Source organism: Limnobaculum xujianqingii, from assembly GCF_013394855.1.
GTDB classification, from domain to species: Bacteria; Pseudomonadota; Gammaproteobacteria; order Enterobacterales; family Enterobacteriaceae; genus Limnobaculum; species Limnobaculum xujianqingii.
Genome location: NZ_JABMLK010000002.1, coordinates 694,226 through 714,764, shown reverse-complemented (window position 1 = coordinate 714,764; position 20,539 = coordinate 694,226). Strand labels below are relative to the sequence as shown.

Here is a 20,539-nt window from a genome sequence, read left to right as displayed (position 1 = left end):
ATGTCACTCCCATCATGGGGTGGCACAATCTATCGATGAGTTTTATTCATCAAATTTGCTCTCTTCCACCTAAAATTGGTGGCAGAGACCATAATCGCTGGGTTTTGCTATTAACGATTTTCATCATCAGGAAATTATTTTTTGTCATACAGTACGGAAGTACATTTCCTAAAATGAAACCAAACTGATACATATCCCCATCATCGCTAAAATTGTCAGGATTCAGGGTTAACACCATTTCCAATCCACGTTTCATCACCCCTTTATGCCAAATCCAGTCCAGTGCCTGGGTTTTAAGACTGACAATGCCCGACAGGCGCTGTTCGCTCAGTTGCTGTAACGGTGCACTGGTATGAATATGGAAATTCAGATCGGTAAGCAGTTGTTTAATTGCTGCCAAATCTTTTAAAAACATTGGGCTGAGAGATAAATGAGAAATAATGGGCCAGTGGCTGTGGCTATCCACCAACGGTGCGATTTCATGAGTTGGCCGGGTAATATTAGAAAAATTGAGGCTATTAGAAATGTCCAGCGTTGGCATACAGATATCACCAATTTCTAACCCATCGCACAGTTGCCCATTGGTCACCAACACATCGCAAAAAAATGTTTTATTAGGGAAATCGATAATACGTTTCCCCTGACTATCAATAAATGTGATCAGTGTTTGCGCTTCATCTTTAACGTTATGTTCCAGCATGCACTGATAGTAGATTTGGCTATGATCAAAGTTATTAGTAGTAAATTGAGTTATCGGCAGATAATTAACTGAATCACCACGAGAATTACGTACACCAGATTCAAGAATCGAATATATGGACTTAATCTGATAAACGTTATGATTCACTTCATCCTGATACTGATAGGTACTTTGCCCTTTTACAAAATCAACAATTTGGGGCTGACTCTGGCAAAGATTGATAACCGGTACGCAATTGGGGAAAAAAGCCGTAGTGATATCAATGGTTTTATCCGTCAATAACGGCTGATTAAATTCAAAATGCAGTTCAAAGGTACCATCCTCATTCAGCAGAACAGCATCCAATTCAGAACTAAAATCGATAGTAATAAAGTCATTTACATGAGGAAGATGGAAATATTGCTGTAGCAGTTGCAGACGCCAAAATAGCGGAATATCTAACGGAAGAATCAGACTTTCTGCGTCAGGAGTAAAAGTTTGGATCACGCGATTAGATAGCGAAAAACGTTTGTCACCACAAACTACCGAAACCTTTTCCAGATATTGCTGTAACCATAATTGCAGCAGCCCGGCAGTTTGCAGGTCCGGGCTTAAAAACAGTGTAAATGGCTCGGTTACCCACTCACCCTGTTTGGTAATACTCCCTTGCCATTCAACCTTCAGTTTCATCATGCCGTTAGTTGGGGTATTAACCAATGTACAGTCACGAATAAGACAAGGAACAACTTTAACGTCTCTTGCCAGTTGGTAAGTGCAGGCTTCATCATTGCCCAGATCGGCCTCAACCCGGCAGCCTTTCATCAACCGATAAATTTCATCTGACTTAGGTCGAAAATTAAGAATCGATGTGGAAGGTATTGGCCTGATTGGCGTAGGCCATACTCGAGATAGCAAGTTTTGCGTAATTTCCGGGAACGCGTCATCCACATTTTGACGCAGTTTAGCCATCAAAAATGCAAAGTGCTCAAACAAAAACTCAACGTCTGCATCGTTTTCTGAAGATTGCAGAAACTCCCCAAATGTTGAATTTTGGTTTGCTCGCTCGGCAGCTAATTGCTTAATGTATTGCAGCTCGTCCTTGAAGCAATCCCTTAGCTCCATACTGACTCCTTGTATTGTCTATGCAAGATAGCCGCATCAGTATGGATGCGGCTATTTTCAATATAAAAACACTACAATCAAACGGCTGGTTTACGCCAGTCATCTGCACCGGAAGTACCGGCAACTACGTGTTCCCAATCAATTTTGCGATAGGCTAAATGCACATCAAGCAATTGAGTGAAATGAGACTGAGATGGGTCCTGGCTGTTAGGCATCACTAAATCCATATTAACGATAGTGGCGTCTTCCAGTTTGGTAGTGAAGTAGTGCTCCTGCTTACCATCAGGAGAAGTTCTGTACCATTTCAGTGCTACTTCCGGCAAGCTTTCACCCGCCGCTAATGCGTTATAAAGCAGTGGAACAGCTTTATTAAGCGCAATAGTAAGAACCAGAGGTTTGTGTTGACGTTGGCCTGAAGGCTGACCATTTTGCGGATCGGTAGGAACGAAGACTTGATGTTTCACTTCCTGAACGATCATCTCATCTTCATGACCTTCAATAAATCCCTGACCAACAGACTCAAGAGTATAAGCACCCTGAGTGATGTTGCCTTGAGTTTTTCCAGTGATGGATACAAAAGGTGGTGTTGGCATCGCATTCTCCTTTAACATTTGATTGCCAAGTGTGTATTCAGAATAACTATTACTGACTATCAGCAAGCCATTCTAAATTTCTTAAAACGATGAATGTATTTATTAAAAATTTACTTAAAATACATTCATGTCTAAATTCCATTTCCGATACATGAATATCAATTATCAAAAAAAATACCTATCATTCAAACAGACAGCACTTAAAAACAAATAATGAAATCCATTTATCTTAAGTGAAAAAAACCACAACATGATAGATGTTTAATTTTAAAAAAATAACAAAACGCATTCAAGCTCTAGTTAATATTAGTTATTTTAAATATGTTATACATATATTCATCATATTTACACCTGTCATTTTTACCAGTTTTCAAACTTAGCAATATCAAAAAATGACGTATAACAACATCATCAAAATATAATAATTAATTAACTTAAAATTAAATAATAACATGAAAATAAAAGGATTTTTATAAAAAATAAAATAAAGAAACAAACGCAATGGAAACATTTAAAATTAAAAAAATATATATAATTGCTATTGCCCTTTTTAATTTTGACCATTATTGTTTGTGGCACACGTATCTAAAATTCAGATTAGATTTAATTAAATACACTTTACTCCCCAGGATCTAGTTAGCAAAGGATTAATCATGGCTGGTAAAAAAGGTAGTGTTGCACCCAAAGAACGTATCAACATTAAATATACAACTGAAACAAACGGTCAGGTCGCGGAAAAAGAATTGCCTTTCCACGTATTAGTGACAGGTGACTTCACAGGAAAAACTCAAGACACACCAATAGAAGAGCGTAAGCCAATATCAATTGATAAATATACTTTTGATTCGGTAATGGCTAATGCAGGTATTGAACTTGAATTTTCAGTCCCTAATCGTTTAGAAGATGATTCAAAAGTTGAATCTGAAATTCCTATCAAATTGAAAGTTGAAACCCTTAAAGACCTATCGCCGGACAGTATTGCGCAGGCCGTTCCTGAGTTGAAAAAACTGATTGAACTCCGGGAATCACTGGTAGCCCTGAAAGGCCCACTAGGTAATAAGCCCGCATTTCGCGCTCAAATCGAAGCCATTCTTGGTGATGAAACAAGCCGCGAGCAGCTGCTGCGCGAGCTAAGCATGACAACTGAATCGGATAAACACTAAGTATTGCATCACATTGCAATGAAAACCGGTGAAATAAATTCATGGTTTATGTGCAACCACAATGTGATTGCATTCGTGTTTTAACAAGGGATTACTTTTTATGTCTATAGCTGAACAAAATGTTGCTGCTGAATCCAAAGAGCAAGCGCTTAGCTCAATGAGCTTGTTGGATCAGATTGCTTCCCAAACCAACTATTCACCGGCTGATGAAAGCTACGATATCGCTAAACAGGGTATCGCTACGTTAGTTTCTCACCTTCTGGATACGGGAAATACCGAAGAACCAGTTAATAAACAGCTGGTTGATCGCATGATTGCCGAACTGGATAAAAAACTCAGCGTCCAGCTTGATGAGATTTTGCACAATCAAGAATTGCAAAAAATGGAATCTTCATGGCGCGGGTTAAAACTGTTAATTGACCGTACCGATTTCAGAGAAAATATCAAAATCAACCTGCTGTATGTGACCAAAGATGAAATGCTGGAAGATTTCGAGTTTGCACCTGAAATTACTCAGTCTGGTTTATATAAGCACGTTTACTCAGCACAATATGGTCAGTTTGGTGGTGAACCTATTGGCGCTATTCTGGCGGATTATCAATTTTTACCTAACGCGCCGGATATCAAACTGTTGCAATACACTTCTGCAGTAGGTGCGATGGCTCATACGCCATTCATATCTTCTGCCGCACCGCAATTCTTTGGTATTGATAGCTATACCCAGTTAGACAGTATCAAAGAGCTGAGTTCGGTATTTGAAAGTCCAACCTACACCAAATGGCGCTCTCTGCGTGAAGCCGAAGACTCCAGAATGCTTGGCCTGTTAACAGTAAGAAACCTGGCTCGTCTGCCTTATTCACCGATGGATAATCCGGTGAAAAGCTTCGGTTACGAAGAAGATGTCAGCCATAACCATGAGCATTATCTCTGGACCAATGCCGTGTATGCATTTGGTACCCGTTTAACCGATAGTTTTGCTCAATATCGTTGGTGCCCGAATATTATCGGACCTGAAAGTGGTGGTGCCGTTGAAGATCTGCCGGTACACGTATTTGAAGCCATGGGTGAATTGCAAACCAAGATCCCTACAGAAACGCTGATTACCGATCGCCGGGAGTTCGAACTGGCGGAAGAAGGCTTTATTGCTCTGACCATGCGTAAAGGTTCAGATAACGCTGCATTCTTCTCTGCTCAGTCGGTACAAAAACCGTTGAAATTCCCGAATACTGACGAAGGTAAAGCGGCAGAAACCAACAGCAAACTGGGTACTCAATTACCTTACATCATGCTGTCTACCCGTATTGCCCACTATCTGAAAGTGATTCAGCGCGAAAAACTTGGTTCTTATCAGGAATCAGCCGACGTGGAACGCAACCTGAATACCTGGTTGAAGCAGTATGTTTCCGATCAGGAAAATCCACCGGTAGATGTTCGCTGCCGTCGTCCATTCCGCGCTATCAGCTTAACCGTTAGCGATGTCCCGGGCGAACCAGGCTGGGTGAAAACGCGTCTGTTACTCCGTCCACATCTGAAAAGTATGGGTTCATACACTGAACTCTCGCTGGTAGGACGCCTGGACAAGGAGTAATACATGGCGACCTTACGACGTTGGAATACCGGCAGTAAAGGCAGCCTGTTTGACCGATTACAGAACGATCAGCCGCGACTCAAAGGAGACGCGGCCTTTATCCTGTCAGTCAAAAACAATCTGCGCCATATTTTCAACGCCAGGCCGGGTGAATGCCATGGAACCAAAGAGCTGGGCATTATTGATGTTAATGATGCCCTGCTTAGTACTGAAGAAATTCAGAGTTCCATATGTCAGTCGATTCGCCACTGCATTGCACGCTATGAGCCGCGTATCAGTCAAACCCAGGTTGTGGTGCGGCAGGACCCGATTACCTTTACCTATTATTTTTCGGTCATTGCCCAAATTGCACAAGTTTACGATGTAGAACGAATCGAACTCGATATTCATATTAATAACAATAAATTAGAAGTTATTTAGCCACGTATTTTTTGAGCTTGATTAGGGATGATATGCTGCCAGATAGTTATATTAAACAAGAAAAATACTATCTTAATGAGGAGAGTAGGAAATTCGTTGAGGAGTTCCCTCAGGCCTCCCAGTTTTTGTCAGAGCCCTATTTCGATCCGGACGTTAACCGCACGCTCGATGGTTTTACCTATCTAAGCAGTCTGCTGCACGCCAGAATTAATCAGGAATATCCTCAGCTCACCGCTAACCTGATGGATATGCTGTGGCCAAATTACCTGCAGCAAACCCCCAGTACCACCATTATTGAATTTAAAACTCACAATAAAACAGCGGTAGAAATTCCGAGCCATGCTACCGTATTAAGTCCAATAACTGCGGAACACTCTCGTTCCTGTACGTTCAGAACAACGCGCAGTACCTGGGTCATGCCATTTGAGATTGACCAAACGGTTAAAGCATCAATGGATACTATCCATTTGCATTTCCGTGCCCAAGGCGATGAAAATCAGAACCTGTCGACCGTTGGTCTCGACAGGCTAAGACTGTTTCTGGGAGCCGATATCCTGACCGGCTCTCAACTGTATCTTTATCTGGCAGAATACCTGTCCAGCGTCACCCTGACGGTTAATGGTCAGTCATTGCCGATGCCAGATTTACAGGCTATTCCCGTTGGTTTTGATGCGGCTCAGGCTATTCTGGATTATCCAACCAATACCTACGCCGGATACCGTTTACTGCACGAATATTTTACCTTTACCGAAGGTTTTCTGTTCTTCGACTTTAAGGGTTTTCCTGACTATCTGGACCGTTTAAACACCAAAGAATTTACTCTGGCGTTTAAATTCAAACGCCCGTTGCCCGCAACGTTAAAACTGACCGTTGATTCCATCAAAATCAACTGTGCGCCGGCAATTAATCTGTTCTATCACGATTGTGAACCTATTTCTCTTGATGGTGATAAAACCGAATATCCGTTATATATCAATCATCAACATCGTGATTATTATGAGTTATTTGCCATTGATAGCATCAGCGGATGGAGCAAGAATCAGGCGCGCAAATACACGCCGTTTGACAGTTTTCTTCATCAGACCAGCTATGAAAACGGTGAGACTCCGCTTTATTTTCATCTTAATCGTAAGCCGGATCGCGAACAGGAACAGATCGCTTATTCCCTCTCTTTTGTCAGAGGTGATGAAGCTCAGCATTTTAACCATGATGAAGTGATTTCTATTCGTGCGTTATGCAGTAATCGGGACGAAGCCCAGAAATTAAGAATTGGAGATATTAGTCTTGGCGGCGAAGGCATTCCACACTTTGTCTCATTGAGTAATGTAACTTACCCTTCACGGGTTATCCGCCCGGACCTGGATGGCAGTTTGCAGTGGACGACTATCTCTTCCCTTTCGTTGAACTATCTGTCCCTGCTGAACAAGCACTCATTGTGCCAAATTTTACAAAATTACAATTTCACTACCCGCTATAGCCAGAGAGCGGAAAAATCGATGAGTAAGTTACTGGCGTCTATTCATAGTTTTGAATCCGAACCTCATCAGCAGTATTACAACGAATTAATTATCGAAGGACATAAGTCAACGCTGGTTATTTCACCGGTGGCATTTAACAACGTTGGGGAAATGTATCTGTTTGGCGCAGTTATTGCTCATTTCTACTCACAATATGCCACTGTCAATTCATTCCACTTTTTGGAACTGGTTAATGCATCAACACATGAGGTGTACCAATGGTCGTTGATGAATACCTGATTCCGGAACGGGCGGAAAAATATAATTTCTATCAGCTGATTGAGTTACTGGCAAAATCAAGCCATGTGGATATTGATAACTTACTGAATTTACCTCCGCATAAGGAGTTTATTCAGTTCATCAGTAATCCATCACTGGCCTTTGTCACCAGAGATATCTCTGCGGTGACCTTTAAAGATAACAAAATACAGATCAAGCTCCCTTTTCTGAGCTTAACCGGTACTCACTCCCCACTGCCAAATTACTATCTGGAAGATATGGCCTGGGAAGAGATCCAACAGGATTACCGCTTAACCGCCCTGCTCGATCTGTTTAATCATCGCCTGGCGACCTATTTGTACAAAATCTGGCGTAAATATCGCTATTACATTTGCTACAAGCACAGCGGCGAAGATGAGTTTTCTCAACGTATGTTTGCGCTGGTTGGGTTAGGAAAAACCAGCATTCGGCAATCACTACAGGTCAACCAAAGCAAGATGCTTTCATATGCTGGCATTCTTGCCAGTTCAGGCCGTTCGCCTCACCTGATGGCGTCGCTGATTGCCCATTGTTTCGATCTCTCTTCAGTAAAAATTCAGTCATGGCAGTTTCGCCGTGTCGCCATTCCTCAACAGCAACAAAACCGCATTGGTCTGGCTAATTCGGTGCTGGGGGACAATTTCATTATCGGCACCCATATTCCTGATTACAGCGGAAAATTTATTCTGACTATCAGTGAATTAAGCCGTGAAAAGATGGAGCAATTCCTGCCTACCGGCTCGCTCCATCATGCGCTTCATAACTTTGTTTCATTCATTTTGAGGGATCAGTTCGCCTGGGACCTGCAGTTAGTACTGGCTCAAAACCAACTCAGCAGCATGACATTAGGCAGTGATACCGGATGTTATTTAGGTTGGACAACCTTTTTGCAAGAACCACCACGCAATCCCAGCATTATGCTGAAGATGCAGGAGTAATTATGAATCATTCAAACACGCTGACGCTTCAGATACTTAATAACGACAGCCTCGCCAGTGGCAAACATGGTAATACTCTCATTGGTTCACAAGGTGCAACCATTGGCAGTAATCCTGACAATTTCTGGTCCATTCAAAATCAAAAGGGGCAAATTGAGCCTCTGCACGCTAAAGTTGATATGGTGGATTCCCACTTTTGCATCAGCGCTTATGCCCCTGATTTATATCTGAATGATGTCGACCTGTTTGCCAAGGCTAAACCGGTGCGGTTGCAGCATGGGGACATTCTTAAATTATCTGATTTCAAAATAAAAGTTCAGGTTAATCCTGACGGTAAGCTGTATCAGGATCCGCTATCCATGCGCCCTGAAGACATCATTGCTAATCACCATGACACCATTAATGAAATTCTTTCCAGAAAGTCAGGTTCATCTGCGGCTGATTTGGCCTTACCTGAATTTCAACATACTCAGGTGATTTCATCTCTGCCTCTCGACCCAATGAAAGTACTGGATTCAGAACAGGCCCCCGTTTCTCAGCCTCCACGCACCATACAACCAACGATCACCACACAGAATGTACTGGATCACACCATTCAGTTAGAAGAGAAACAGGGCTATGACTATATGCCAATAGATAACGATCTGACGCATTTGGCGATCAATCCGTTGTTTCAGGGGATGAAACACCACATTAATCTGAAAGACAGTAAAGAAGCCTATGATTTGCTGGAAGAAATTGGTTATAGCATTCGAGCCGTAATTGAAGGGCTAAGCTCATTACACTCTGCCAATCTCTATTCATCAGATAAACATCTGAGACCCATTGAAGACAATCCGCTTCATCTTAAGCTTAGCTACGACGAGATGCTCAATCTGCTGTACTCCACCGATAAGTGTCCGGTACATCTGTCAGCGCCTTCGGCATTCTCCGAGAGTTTAAATCAGATTCGCCTGCATCATAGTGCCAACCAAATGGCGATCTCTGAAGCGCTTACCACCCTGCTTAAAGCCTTTTCACCTCAGGCGCTTATCGCCCGTTTCCTGCGTTATCGCCGGGCTAATGAAAAGAGCGCGCCGGACAGTAACTGGGCCTGGGAAATGTACAGCAGCTACTTTGATGAACTGACTTCTAACCGTCAGCAAGGGTTTGAAAAACTGTTCTGGGAAATATACGAACAGTCTTACGACAGACACATTCGTCAGTTGCAACAAGAACTGGATGGAAAGGATCGGTTATGAAACTCATCGGGGCAGTAATTCTGATCTTCATCAGTCTGATGCTGTCTGGCTGTGAAGTTTCCAAGAAGGTTTATACCGTGGTCACCGATCCGGATGTACCGGTAGGTTACCCGGACCAGAACCCTAGCGAAATTGAGTTCACGCTTCTGGCGGATAAAAACATTAACCCGAATCTGGAGGGAGAAGCTTCCCCTACCGATATTCAGGTGATCTATTTAGAAGATGACTCAAAGCTACTCAGCACCGATTACTACCAGGTTGCCACTGAACCACTGGATAAGATTCTGGGAAAAAACTACATCGACCATCAGGACTACACCCTGGAGCCAGGACAATTCAAGCCGTTAAAGTCCATGAAGATTGAGGCTAAAACTCAGTTTCTGGCAGTGATTGCTCACTATACCGGCTCAGATACAGGGGAAGTGTATTGGATGGATATCGTTGATATCGATGGGGTCGGACAAAAATACAAAATACTTATTCACTTGCGCGCCGGCGAAGTCGAAATAAAGAAATCTTAAGGGAATAACATGGCAAATAAGAATCGCGTAGTCTGGCGTGAAGGTCTTTCAATCGCGCCACAGCATCTGCAACAGCAGCAACGACACCTTGATTATCTGGTTCACGGCAGAGTGGATGCAGCCGTTAATTACTCTTATGGCTTCAGCAGACTCTCTATTGACCACGAAATGTTGAAACTGGGGCGCGTTAGCATTACCGATGCGGCAGGCGTCATGCCGGACGGAACCCTGTTTGATATTCCTTTTGAAGATATTCCTCCTCAGCCTATTGAGATTCGTGATATTCCCAGCACCGATAGCCGTGATATTTATCTGGCGCTGCCGATTGTGAGTGATGCGATTACTGAAATTCATCATGACTCAGATAACTTGTCTGAAATCTCCCGTTTTAAACATCATCCACACCAGATCAGGGATTTACATACCCAAAATGGTAACTATGTACAGGTGAGTATTGCCCGTCTGGCTCCTCGCCTGATCAGAGGTTCCGACAACCTGAGTGCTTACACTTTGCTTCCCCTGTGCCGCATAAAAGAGGTGGGTGCTGACGGAATGTTAACGCTGGATGAAACCTTTATTCCGACCATTTCGAAGGTTCGGGTAGCGCAACATCTGCAAACCTTTCTGGAAGAAGTGGCAAACCTGGTAGCGGAACGGGCAAGACAGCTGTCGGATAAAATCGGTTCTCCGACTCAACAGGGAATATCCGGCGTTGCCGAATTCTTAATGTTGCAGTTGCTTAATTCAGCTAAGCCGACCTATCGCCATCTGGCCCACACCCAGATCGTACATCCGGAAACCCTGTATTTAATGCTGACCAAAACCTGTTCAGAATTGATGACCTTCACGTCCGAGTCAAAAACAGCGCAGGATTTCCAACTGTATAACCACGATGACCTGACGCGTACTTTCAGAGATTTAATCCTGAAAACCCGTCTGGCATTAAGCATTGTTCTGACGCCAAGAGCGGTGCCGATTCCACTGATTGACCGCAGCGGCGTACATACCGGGGTGATCAACGATGTTGAGCTGCTAAGAACCGCCAACTTCGTACTGGCAGTCAAAGCTCAACTCCCTCAAGACCAGCTTATTCGTCTGTTTGTTCAGCAAACCAAGATTTCGACCCCAACCAAAATCGAGCATCTGGTTCGCGTACAGGTACCGGGTATTCCGCTCACTCCGCTGTCTGCTGCTCCACCTCAGTTGCCGTTCCATGCGGGATACATCTATTTCCAACTGGACAGTCAGGCCGCGGAATGGGAAGAGGTTATCAAATCAAACAGCATTGCTTTCCATGTTGCCGGTAATTTCCCTGAGCTTGACCTGCAGTTCTGGGCAGTAAGGAGTAAATAATGAGTGAACAGCCGCTATGGCACGGAGCCGACCAGTCCAGCCGTTACCTGAACAAACTGGAACAGTACTCATTAACCCTGCGCGGGCGCAATGTTAACCCTATTATTGATGCCGCCACGCCACTATTGGGCATGATCCTGCGAATGCAGGATCTCTCTGTGGACCTTCCTGAACCTGATTACCTGTATCGTCAGGTTCAGACCGATATCGAAAGCATTGAGCAGTTTTTAGAAATGGAAGGTTATGAACCCGGTTCGATTGTCACTTTCCGCTATGTGCTCTGTACCTTTATCGACGAATGCGTGATGAGTGCCGACTCTTCACTGGCAAAATACTGGACCCACAAATCGCTGTTGATTCATTTTCATAATGAAGGCTGGGGCGGTGAGCGGGTATTCCAGATTACCGAGCGTTTAATGAACGAACCTAAACGCTACAAAGATATGTTGGAATTTATTTATCTGTGCTTTGGCCTGGGATTCCGTGGTCGTTACAAGGTTCAGAACGCCAACAATGATGAATTTGAACGATTGTTCCGTCGGTTGCAAAGTCTGTTGCAATCACTCAATGGCGAGCCTGCATCAACCCGTTTGCATATTGGTGCGAAAAAACCTGCCCGCTACTTTTTACCTAAACAGTTAACTACCCGCCACATCGTAATTGGTGCGGTAGGCGTTCTGTTACTGGCCTATTTTATCTATCTGTCCAAACTCAATTCGCAAAGCGCCAGTATTTTAGAACAACTGAATATGCTGCTTAAATAAAAGGAATTAGCGATGATCCGTATTGAACTGCCAAAATTAATCCAACAGCTAAATCCCGTTAGCCGACATATCTTTGAAAGTACTGCTGCAACCTGCGTGAATTCGCAGAGTTCCGAAATTACGGTGTCTCACTTTCTGTTGCAGAGTCTGGAAACCGTGCTGTGTGATATTCGGCAAATTTTATCTAAGGCCAATATTGAGCCAGAAAGCCTGCGCCAGCTATTGGAACAAACGCCGGTGGACAACGCCCAACAGGGACAAACCACCCCCAGTTTTTCCCCATTGCTGGTTGAGCTATTGCAGGATGCACTGCTGCTTGGCAGCGCAGAGCTAAAAGAGAGCAACCTGCGTACCGGCGTTATCTTACTGGCCTTACTGCATAGCCCGAATCGTTATGTGTCAAAACCGGTAGCTCAACTACTCACGCAAATTAACAAAGACTTGCTGCAAAGCCAGTTCCACCACTGGACTACCGGTTCAGCAGAAAGCGTATCTGAAAAACCAATGGGCAAAACCATTGGAGCCGGTGATGCCAATAGCGGCGAAGCTTCGCTGTTAGGCAAATATGCCACTAACTTCACCCAACAGGCCATTGATGGCAAGCTGGACCCGGTGCTGGGCCGCGATAAAGAAATCGATCTGATGGTGGATATTCTTTCCCGTCGCAGAAAGAACAACCCGATTGTGGTTGGTGATGCCGGCGTTGGTAAAAGTGCCTTAATTGAAGGTCTGGCGATCAGAATAGCGCTGGATCGAGTACCGGATAAACTGCGCGGCACACAAATTATGTCCCTTGATTTAGGGGCTCTTCAGGCTGGCGCTTCGGTTAAAGGTGAGTTTGAAAAACGCTTCAAAGGCATTATGTCTGAAGTGACACATTACCCTACTCCGGTAATTCTGTTTATTGACGAAGCCCATACCTTAATTGGTGCCGGTAACCAACAGGGTGGACTGGACGTTTCTAACCTGTTGAAACCTGCGCTGGCCCGGGGTGAACTCAAAACTATCGCTGCCACCACCTGGAGCGAATATAAAAAATACTTTGAAAAAGATGCCGCCCTATCCCGTCGTTTTCAGTTGGTTAAAGTCAGTGAACCCACTGCCGATGAGGCAGTTATCATCATGCGTGGTCTGCGTAAAATCTATGAGGAATCTCATGGCGTTCTGATTGATGATGATGCGCTGCAAGCCGCTGCTTACCTGAGTTCTCGTTATATCTCTGGTCGCCAATTACCGGATAAAGCTATTGACGTACTGGACACCGCCTGCACCCGAATTGCCATTAACCTAACCTCTCCTCCTCGTCAGGTTTCAGTGCTGGAAAACACCCTGCACCAGCTCAATGAAGAGATTGATTTACTGGAGCGGGAACATCGTTTAGGGCTGAAAGATAACGCCTCACGCATCAGCGCATTAAGAGAGCTATGTGAAGATGCACAAAAGCAGCTCGAACGTATTAATGCTCTGTGGCAGAAGCAACAAATGCTGGTACATCGCATCATTGAGCTTAGAGGGATTTTACTTTCTCCAGCAGAAGCTGAGGTTAAGACACCAACAGAGCCCGTAACAGAGACTGAAGTTCCTGCTGAAGAGCAACAACAAGCAGATGGCAATAAAGATGAAGCAGCACAAACCGAGCAGGCATTACTGGAAGAGCTCACCCTGCTGAATATTGAATTAGTTGAACTGCAAAAAGAAGAGCTGCTGGTTTCCCCTCATGTGGATAAAAAACAGATCTCTTCAGTCATTGCTGAATGGACCGGCGTTCCTCTTAATCGTATCTCACAAAATGAGCTGTCTATTGTTACCGAGTTACCTAAATACCTCAGCGTAGAAATTAAAGGTCAGGATTTAGCCATTGAAAACCTGCATAAACACCTGCTCACTGCCCGTGCCGATTTACGTCGCGCTGGCCGTCCGCTGGGTGCATTTCTGTTGGTTGGCCCCAGTGGGGTAGGCAAAACCGAATCGGTGATTCAGATAGCTGAACTGATGTTTGGTGGTCGCCAGTATCTGACCACCATCAATATGTCGGAATATCAGGAAAAACATACGGTTTCGCGTTTGATTGGCTCACCTCCGGGTTATGTAGGTTACGGTGAAGGCGGCATTCTGACGGAAAGCATTCGTCAAAAACCGTATTCCGTAGTGCTGTTGGACGAAGTGGAGAAAGCCCATCCGGACGTGCTCAATCTGTTCTACCAGGCGTTTGATAAAGGCGAACTGGCCGATGGCGAAGGCCGAATTATTGACTGTAAAAATATTGTGTTCTTCCTGACCTCCAACCTTGGTTATCAAACCATTGTGGAGTATGCCGATCGACCGGAAGAGATTAATGACCGCCTGTATAAAGAATTAGCTGACTTCTTTAAACCAGCCCTGCTGGCACGTATGGAAATCGTGCCTTATCTTCCGCTTTCCAAAGAGGTTCTGACGGTTATTGTTCAGGGCAAACTGCATAAGTTGGAAAAAACGCTACAGGGCAAATTTGGCGCATCAGTAGTATTTGACGATGATGTTCATGAGCAAATTATTGCCAGAGCAACACGTTCTGAAAACGGTGCACGGATGCTGGAGTCGATTATCGATGGTCAGTTGCTGCCGCCGGTTTCCCTGCAGTTGCTCAACAAAATGGCGGCCAATGAGCCTATCGATTATGTTCGCTTCAGTATTGAAGATAATCAGTTTACCTCCTATGTAGGTGAGGAACCGATATGCGAATAGCCGGGCTTTCCCCTATCCAATGGTCACTGACCATATTGGTTTCGCTGGTCTCTTTTGCCGCTACGTCGCAGCCTCAGCTTAAAGATGGTGCAGGACTGGAGAAGAGTATGCTCCAGTGTCGCAACGAGCAGTCCCCACTGCTGCGTTTGGCCTGTTATGACAACCTGTTTAAAACTCAGGATGGTGCTGCACCACAAGCTGCTGAATCTGAACGTAGCGATACGGTGAAAAAGGCGCTGGCGCTGGAAAAACAACGGGAATCTCACTCAACTGGATTTTTGGTTTCCAGTGCTGAAGGGGCACTATCGCCAGAAGTCATTATTACTACACCTGCGCTGGGGACTAAACCTCCCCGGCCGGTGCTTATTTTCAGCTGTCAGGACAATATTACGCGTATGCAAATCGCGTTCTTTAGCCCTCTGCCTAATAAACAGGAGAGCGATATCCTGTTAAAAACCAATACCGGCGTGTCGTTTCGTTCCCACTGGTTTATTCGTGATAACGGGCTACTGCTGGAAAGCAGTCGGGGATTGCCGGGCATTTCTGAAATATCGCGCCTGCTGAATGCAGAAACGTTACTGATTGAATCAGAAAATCCGGCGTTAAACGGGCTGTCTTTCCCAATCTCCGGATTATCAAAAGAGATTGCTCCCCTTCGACAAGCATGCAGATGGTAAATTAGCGATGGAATTTATTGCACAACATCCCTGGCGCGATTTACTGCTTAAGCCGCTACCACCAGCGCTGCAGGAACTGGCCATCGCGTCAAATAACAGCGACTGGGAATATATTGACTCTGAAATGGCTAAGTTGGGCACTATTAGCCATGAAACCGTCAATATCGCCGACGTTCAGGATCGTATACTCAATTTATTCGCTGAAGAAACCAAAGACTTTCGCCTATTGGCTCATCTGGCCAATACCCTGCAACGCAGCGAACGTCCGGCCAGTATTTTGCTGGCCATTGCTCTGTTGGCTGACTATGTTGAAGCCTATTGGGATATCGCTGCACCGCAAAAAAATAAGCGGCGCATTGCCCAAATGATTATTCAACGTTTCAGTAATGCAAAAGAGGCTTTCTGCACTGCCGCTATTGAGGAAGAGCGTGAACAATCCACTAAAGAGTTTGTTCGTCTCAAACAGTTATGGCAAACCGATTCGGCGCTCTGTGAAGAACTGGATAAATTGATTGTCAGCTATGCCAGATCGTCTATTACCGAGCTGCCTGCGGCTCAAACCGCCAGCCCTGCGCCGGTTAGTCAGAGTGCTGCTGTTTCGGCGCCACAGACACAACCAGCAGCCGCGCCCAAACCACTGCCTCATGTTCATCTGGATGACTCTTCTGAGCGCGCCTGGAGTAAAACCCTGCTTAAAATTGCCGAAATCGAAGCAGAGAGATCGTTCAGCACCCCGCTCTGTTTTCAGTTGCGACGCCATGCCATTTGGTTTAATGCTTCGGTGCCACCGGCGGCAGGCAACCATGTCACTACCGTACCACCATTACCGGCAGAAAAAATCAGCGAGTTCGATCGGGAATTTAGTCAGGCCAACTATGCCCTGTGGGCCAAAGTGGAAAATACCATCGCTTACTCTCCTTACTGGTTTGACGGTCATTATCTGTCAGCACGCATTGCCGACAAGTTAGGTCATTCGGGCATCGCGGATGTGATTCGCAACGAATTAAAGTATTTTCTCGAACGTTTTCCTGACTGTCAGTCCCTGTGCTTCTCTAATGGCGCACCCTTTATGAATGAGAAAACTCAAAAGTGGTTTAGCCAAAAAGAGAGCCGTCAGGCAACCAATGAAGAGTATGAACAAGCGCTGGCATTGTTTGACAGTGAAGGGCTACAGGCCGCACTGGATAGTCTAGAGCAGGCTGCCGGTAACGAACCTCGTTCACTCTCTTATAGCCAGCTCAGCACCATTCAACTGCTCAAACAGGCGGGCTGTCACAAAATCGCCAGACACCAGCTGGAAAATTTAATCCACAGGACAACTCAGCTATCCGCTCAGGAATGGGAACCCTCGTTCTTTGATAACTGTAACGAATTAAAAGAGACCTTAGGTAACAAGGAGTCATCATGAAGTTGCCATCAATATTCAAACCCCGGCTGCCAAAACTTCCAAAGCTTCCCGGTGCATCCAAACTCTCGAAGCTACCCGGTGGCTCTGCCATTAAAAGCAAACGCATTTTTATTGTGGTAGCGATATGGCTGCTGGCAATGTTCTGGATGTGGACCTACGGTGATGACTTTGAAATTTTGGGGGCTAAGCCGTTTTCCCCGTCCGTTCGCCGCTGGTTGATTACTTTAATTACTATTCTCAGCGCCATGATATGGGCGGTGCTACATCTGGAGCTCTCCAACCGTCGGTTGCGTATGCAGCAAAAGCAGACCAAACGCGAAGTGAAAGATCCGGTTGAAATGGAAGTGAGCGTTCAGCAGCGTTATCTCAACCGCTGGATGGTCAATCTACAAAAGCAACTGGCGGTAAAGAACGCGGAATATAAATTACCCTGGTATCTGGTGATTGGTAATCGCGGCTCCGGTAAAACCACCTTCCTGAAAGAGGGCTGTAAGCTTAATGAACTGTATGCACCAGAAAACGAACAGTTGGTACATTGCTGGCTCAATAATCAGGCTGTAATTGTTGAAGCCGATGGCGTATTACTGGAGCAACCCACCGACCATGCCTTACCCACTCTGTATGAGAAATTGTGGAAGAATGTGCTGTCATGGTTAGTTGAAGTCAGACCGGTACAGCCGCTCAGCGGCATTATCCTGACGGTTGACCTCTACCAATTCTGTACCTTTAACAAAATAGAACGAGAAAATTACATTGCAGCGCTAAAAGCGCGTTTAAATGAGGTTTCCAGTACGCTGCATACCAGCCTGCCTGTGTATATCGTATTAACCAAGTTTGACTTGCTGTATGGCTTTGGTGCCATGTATCAGGCGCTGGACAAAAAACAGCGGGAAGAGATCTTAGGCATTACCTTCCCTATCGATGAGTCCGACTGGAAAAAAACACTCAACAACTTCTGGCAACAGTGGCTCCATCAGCTCAACAGTGCCATGCCTGGCATGATGCTGAATAACGTTGACGTGAGCCAGCGTAGCCAGCTGTTTACCTTTATTCGCCAGATTAACGGTATCAAGGACTATGTGCAGGAACTGATCGATCATGGTCTGTTCTCTTCAGAACACAACCAGTTCCTGTTGCGCGGGCTTTATCTGACCTCTTCACAACAAAAGGGACAAATGGAGGATCTGTTTGTTAAATCGGCAGCATCACAATACAACCTGCCGGAGCAGATCTATCCAAGTTGGCAAAGCCAGCTTTCTCACCCCTATTTTACCCACGAACTGTTAAACAACCTGTTGTTTGAGGAAACTCAACTGGCGGGTAAAAACGAACAGTATCGCAATGATACCCGTAAGCGTTTGTATCGTTGGGGGGCCAGCGCCGCAGGTATTGCGGTAATTTTCCTTGCTGGCTGGCAGTACTTCTACTCTTACAATCATAAAGCCGGTGACGAAGTTCTTGCCAATGCTAAGCAATATGTAGAAATCGAATTGCCTGACCAAAAAGATTATCTGGGAGCCTTGCAACTGCCCCTGCTTAATCCGGTTAGTCAGGCGACATTCGCTTATGGTGACTACAGCAAGCGCAGTGTGCTTTCAGATATGGGACTGTATCAGGGCAACAAAATCGGCCCTTATGTGGAATCCACCTATCTCAATTTACTGATGCAGCGCTTCCTGCCAGCCATTATGAATGGTCTGGAACAACAACTGCTGAAAGAGAAAGAAGGTAGCGACAATAAGCTTCGTATCTTACGTATTATGCGCATGATTGAAGATGAAACCGGTCGGGATAAAACCGCCGTCATGAACTATATGATTGACCGCTGGAGTACCGCTTTTAAAGGCCAAAACGATATTCAGATTCAGCTTGAACAGCATCTTTCCTATGCGCTGGACCATATCGACTGGAAAGCCGAGCGAATGAATAAGAATCGCCTGGCTATTGAGAGCTATCTTCCTTATGACCAAAGCATCAAAGATGCACAGGTAGATTTACGCCGCCTTTCCATCTATCGTCGGGTTTATCAGGGGCTACATGGACAAGCTAAAACCGCGCTGCCAAATGATTTAAATATCAGAAACCAGGTGGGTGCCAGCTTTGATTCCATCTTTGTTGCTGATAATGAAGCCTTACTCAAGGTTCCACAGCTGTTGACTCGCACAGGCCTGACCAACTTTTTTGTACTTCAGGATGAGTCATTAATTAACTATACCTCACTGGATAGTTGGGTACTGGATATCACTCAGGATGTGAACTACAGCAAAGCCGATCGGGAAGAGATACAAAAGCAGATCACTTCACTGTATCTGAACGATTACATCACTACCTGGCACAATGCCTATAACAATATTCATATCCGCAAGTTTGCCGATATTCCGGATGCGATTGCCGGGCTGGAGCAGATCACCAGCGGTGAATATGTGTTCAAACGCATCATGGATTTACTGCGGGAAAATACTAATCCTAAAGACTCGGTGCTGGGGGATGGTTCCAAGTTACTTAATACCACAGCGACCGGACAAGGACGAGATTACAAACTGCTTAACTATCTCAGCCACCAGTTTACCAAAGAGAACAGCGTTACTATTGAAGATAAAGATCAAATCAGTGCGTTAGGCAACGTTAGCCTGAAGCTAACCGATTTACACCGCTATCTGATGGCTATTCAGAACTCACCGTCACCGGGAAAATCTGCGCTACAGGCAGTTCAGTTACGGTTAAGTAACAACAATAGCGATCCAATTTTCGAAGCACAGCAATTATCCAAATCCCTGCCGGAGCCGCTGGGCCGTTGGGTTAACGAACTGGCAACGGAAGTCTGGAACGTGATCATGATTGAAGCCATCCGTTCTCTTGAAGTTGAATGGAATGACAAAGTAGTCACCCCATATCGTCAGGGTCTGGCCCAGCGCTATCCATTCTCACCGGGCGCTAAACTGGACGTACCGTTAAGCGAATTTGAACGCTTCTTTGGCTACGGTGGAACCCTGGACTCCTTCTATCAGCAAAACCTGAAGGTGTTTATTGATAATGAATGGAGCATGAATGAGTCAGATAAATCCCTGATTCATCCAAATATTCTGCGTCAGTTGGAAATCGCCGAGAAGATCCGTCGAACTTTCTTTAAGAAGCAGAATGGATTAGGCATTCAGTTCTCTATTCAGCCGATCAACATGTCAGGCAACCGTCGTCGTGGCATTCTGAATCTGGACGGTCAGTTAGTGGAATACCGCCATTCCAGCAGCATTCCTGTGCGTCTGATTTGGCCGAACTCGATGCGGGATAACGTTGAAAGTAAGTTAACTCTGGTGGGTGGTGAACGCAGTAATAAGACCCTGAGCTATACCAGCGCCTGGGGACTGCTACGCATGATTAACTCCGGCAAGTTAACCAACGTCAGTAATAACTCGTTTGATGTGCGCTACGACATCGACAACGGCTACATCATCTATCGCGTGTTTATTGATGAATCGGATAATCCGTTTGCCGGTGGGCTATTTAGCCAGTTCAACTTACCAGATACCTTGTATTAAGTGCAGTATGGCCGGACCTGACGTCCGGCCCTTTTGG

Annotated in this window: 15 protein-coding genes; 13 read left to right on the top strand and 2 right to left on the bottom strand. The window is 45.1% G+C overall.

The features are described from left to right. Window positions 1-49: 49 nt before the first annotated feature. Both tssF (GOL65_RS17085) and GOL65_RS17080 read right to left on the bottom strand, forming a co-directional pair. Window positions 50-1,801 (bottom strand): type VI secretion system baseplate subunit TssF, encoded by a 1,752-nt coding sequence (gene tssF / locus GOL65_RS17085; RefSeq protein ID WP_140918261.1) that lies wholly within the window; start codon window positions 1,799-1,801, stop codon window positions 50-52. 77 nt (window positions 1,802-1,878) lie between these two features. Continuing rightward, window positions 1,879-2,394, bottom strand: a complete 516-nt coding sequence (locus GOL65_RS17080) for an Hcp family type VI secretion system effector (protein ID WP_130591973.1) — start codon at window positions 2,392-2,394, stop codon at window positions 1,879-1,881. 650 nt (window positions 2,395-3,044) lie between these two features. Here GOL65_RS17080 and tssB point away from each other — a divergent pair. The 13 genes from tssB (at window position 3,045) to tssM (ending at window position 20,502) form a co-directional block, all read left to right on the top strand. Next, window positions 3,045-3,557 (top strand): type VI secretion system contractile sheath small subunit, encoded by a 513-nt coding sequence (gene tssB / locus GOL65_RS17075; RefSeq protein WP_407657524.1) that lies wholly within the window; start codon window positions 3,045-3,047, stop codon window positions 3,555-3,557. 100 nt (window positions 3,558-3,657) lie between these two features. Beyond that, entirely contained in the window at window positions 3,658-5,145 is a 1,488-nt protein-coding gene (gene tssC / locus GOL65_RS17070; RefSeq protein WP_140918263.1) for a type VI secretion system contractile sheath large subunit, read from the top strand. 3 nt (window positions 5,146-5,148) lie between these two features. Further along, on the top strand, window positions 5,149-5,565 hold the full coding sequence (gene tssE, locus GOL65_RS17065) for a type VI secretion system baseplate subunit TssE (RefSeq protein ID WP_130591976.1): 417 nt from the start codon (window positions 5,149-5,151) through the stop codon (window positions 5,563-5,565). Between the two features lie 32 nt (window positions 5,566-5,597). Beyond that, window positions 5,598-7,322, top strand: a complete 1,725-nt coding sequence (gene tssF / locus GOL65_RS17060) for a type VI secretion system baseplate subunit TssF (protein WP_140918264.1) — start codon at window positions 5,598-5,600, stop codon at window positions 7,320-7,322. Then, complete coding sequence (gene tssG, locus GOL65_RS17055; RefSeq protein ID WP_140918265.1) at window positions 7,301-8,278, top strand: type VI secretion system baseplate subunit TssG; 978 nt, start codon at window positions 7,301-7,303, stop codon at window positions 8,276-8,278. The genes tssF (GOL65_RS17060) and tssG overlap by 22 nt, the downstream gene beginning before the upstream one ends. Window positions 8,279-8,280: 2 nt before the next feature. Further along, complete coding sequence (gene tagH / locus GOL65_RS17050; RefSeq protein WP_179038468.1) at window positions 8,281-9,519, top strand: type VI secretion system-associated FHA domain protein TagH; 1,239 nt, start codon at window positions 8,281-8,283, stop codon at window positions 9,517-9,519. Continuing rightward, window positions 9,516-10,040 (top strand): type VI secretion system lipoprotein TssJ, encoded by a 525-nt coding sequence (gene tssJ / locus GOL65_RS17045; protein ID WP_140918267.1) that lies wholly within the window; start codon window positions 9,516-9,518, stop codon window positions 10,038-10,040. Before tagH ends, tssJ begins: the two co-directional genes overlap by 4 nt. A 9-nt stretch (window positions 10,041-10,049) precedes the next feature. Then, window positions 10,050-11,393: a type VI secretion system baseplate subunit TssK gene (gene tssK / locus GOL65_RS17040; RefSeq protein WP_140918268.1), complete on the top strand. Its 1,344-nt coding sequence runs from the start codon at window positions 10,050-10,052 to the stop codon at window positions 11,391-11,393. Next, entirely contained in the window at window positions 11,393-12,157 is a 765-nt protein-coding gene (icmH, locus tag GOL65_RS17035) for a type IVB secretion system protein IcmH/DotU (RefSeq protein WP_140918269.1), read from the top strand. Before tssK ends, icmH begins: the two co-directional genes overlap by 1 nt. Before the next feature lie 12 nt (window positions 12,158-12,169). Then, window positions 12,170-14,881 carry a type VI secretion system ATPase TssH gene (tssH, locus tag GOL65_RS17030; protein WP_179038467.1) on the top strand — a complete coding sequence of 904 codons (2,712 nt, stop codon included), beginning with the start codon at window positions 12,170-12,172 and terminating at the stop codon, window positions 14,879-14,881. Beyond that, window positions 14,872-15,558 (top strand): type VI secretion system-associated protein VasI, encoded by a 687-nt coding sequence (vasI, locus tag GOL65_RS17025; RefSeq protein WP_140918271.1) that lies wholly within the window; start codon window positions 14,872-14,874, stop codon window positions 15,556-15,558. Before tssH ends, vasI begins: the two co-directional genes overlap by 10 nt. Window positions 15,559-15,565: 7 nt before the next feature. Further along, the gene (gene tssA / locus GOL65_RS17020) at window positions 15,566-16,966 is read left to right on the top strand and encodes a type VI secretion system protein TssA (RefSeq protein WP_140918272.1); all 1,401 of its coding nucleotides are present in this window, start codon (window positions 15,566-15,568) and stop codon (window positions 16,964-16,966) included. Continuing rightward, a complete protein-coding gene (gene tssM, locus GOL65_RS17015; protein ID WP_140918273.1) occupies window positions 16,963-20,502 on the top strand; it encodes a type VI secretion system membrane subunit TssM in 3,540 nt (1,179 codons plus the stop codon). The genes tssA and tssM overlap by 4 nt, the downstream gene beginning before the upstream one ends. Window positions 20,503-20,539: the final 37 nt, after the last annotated feature.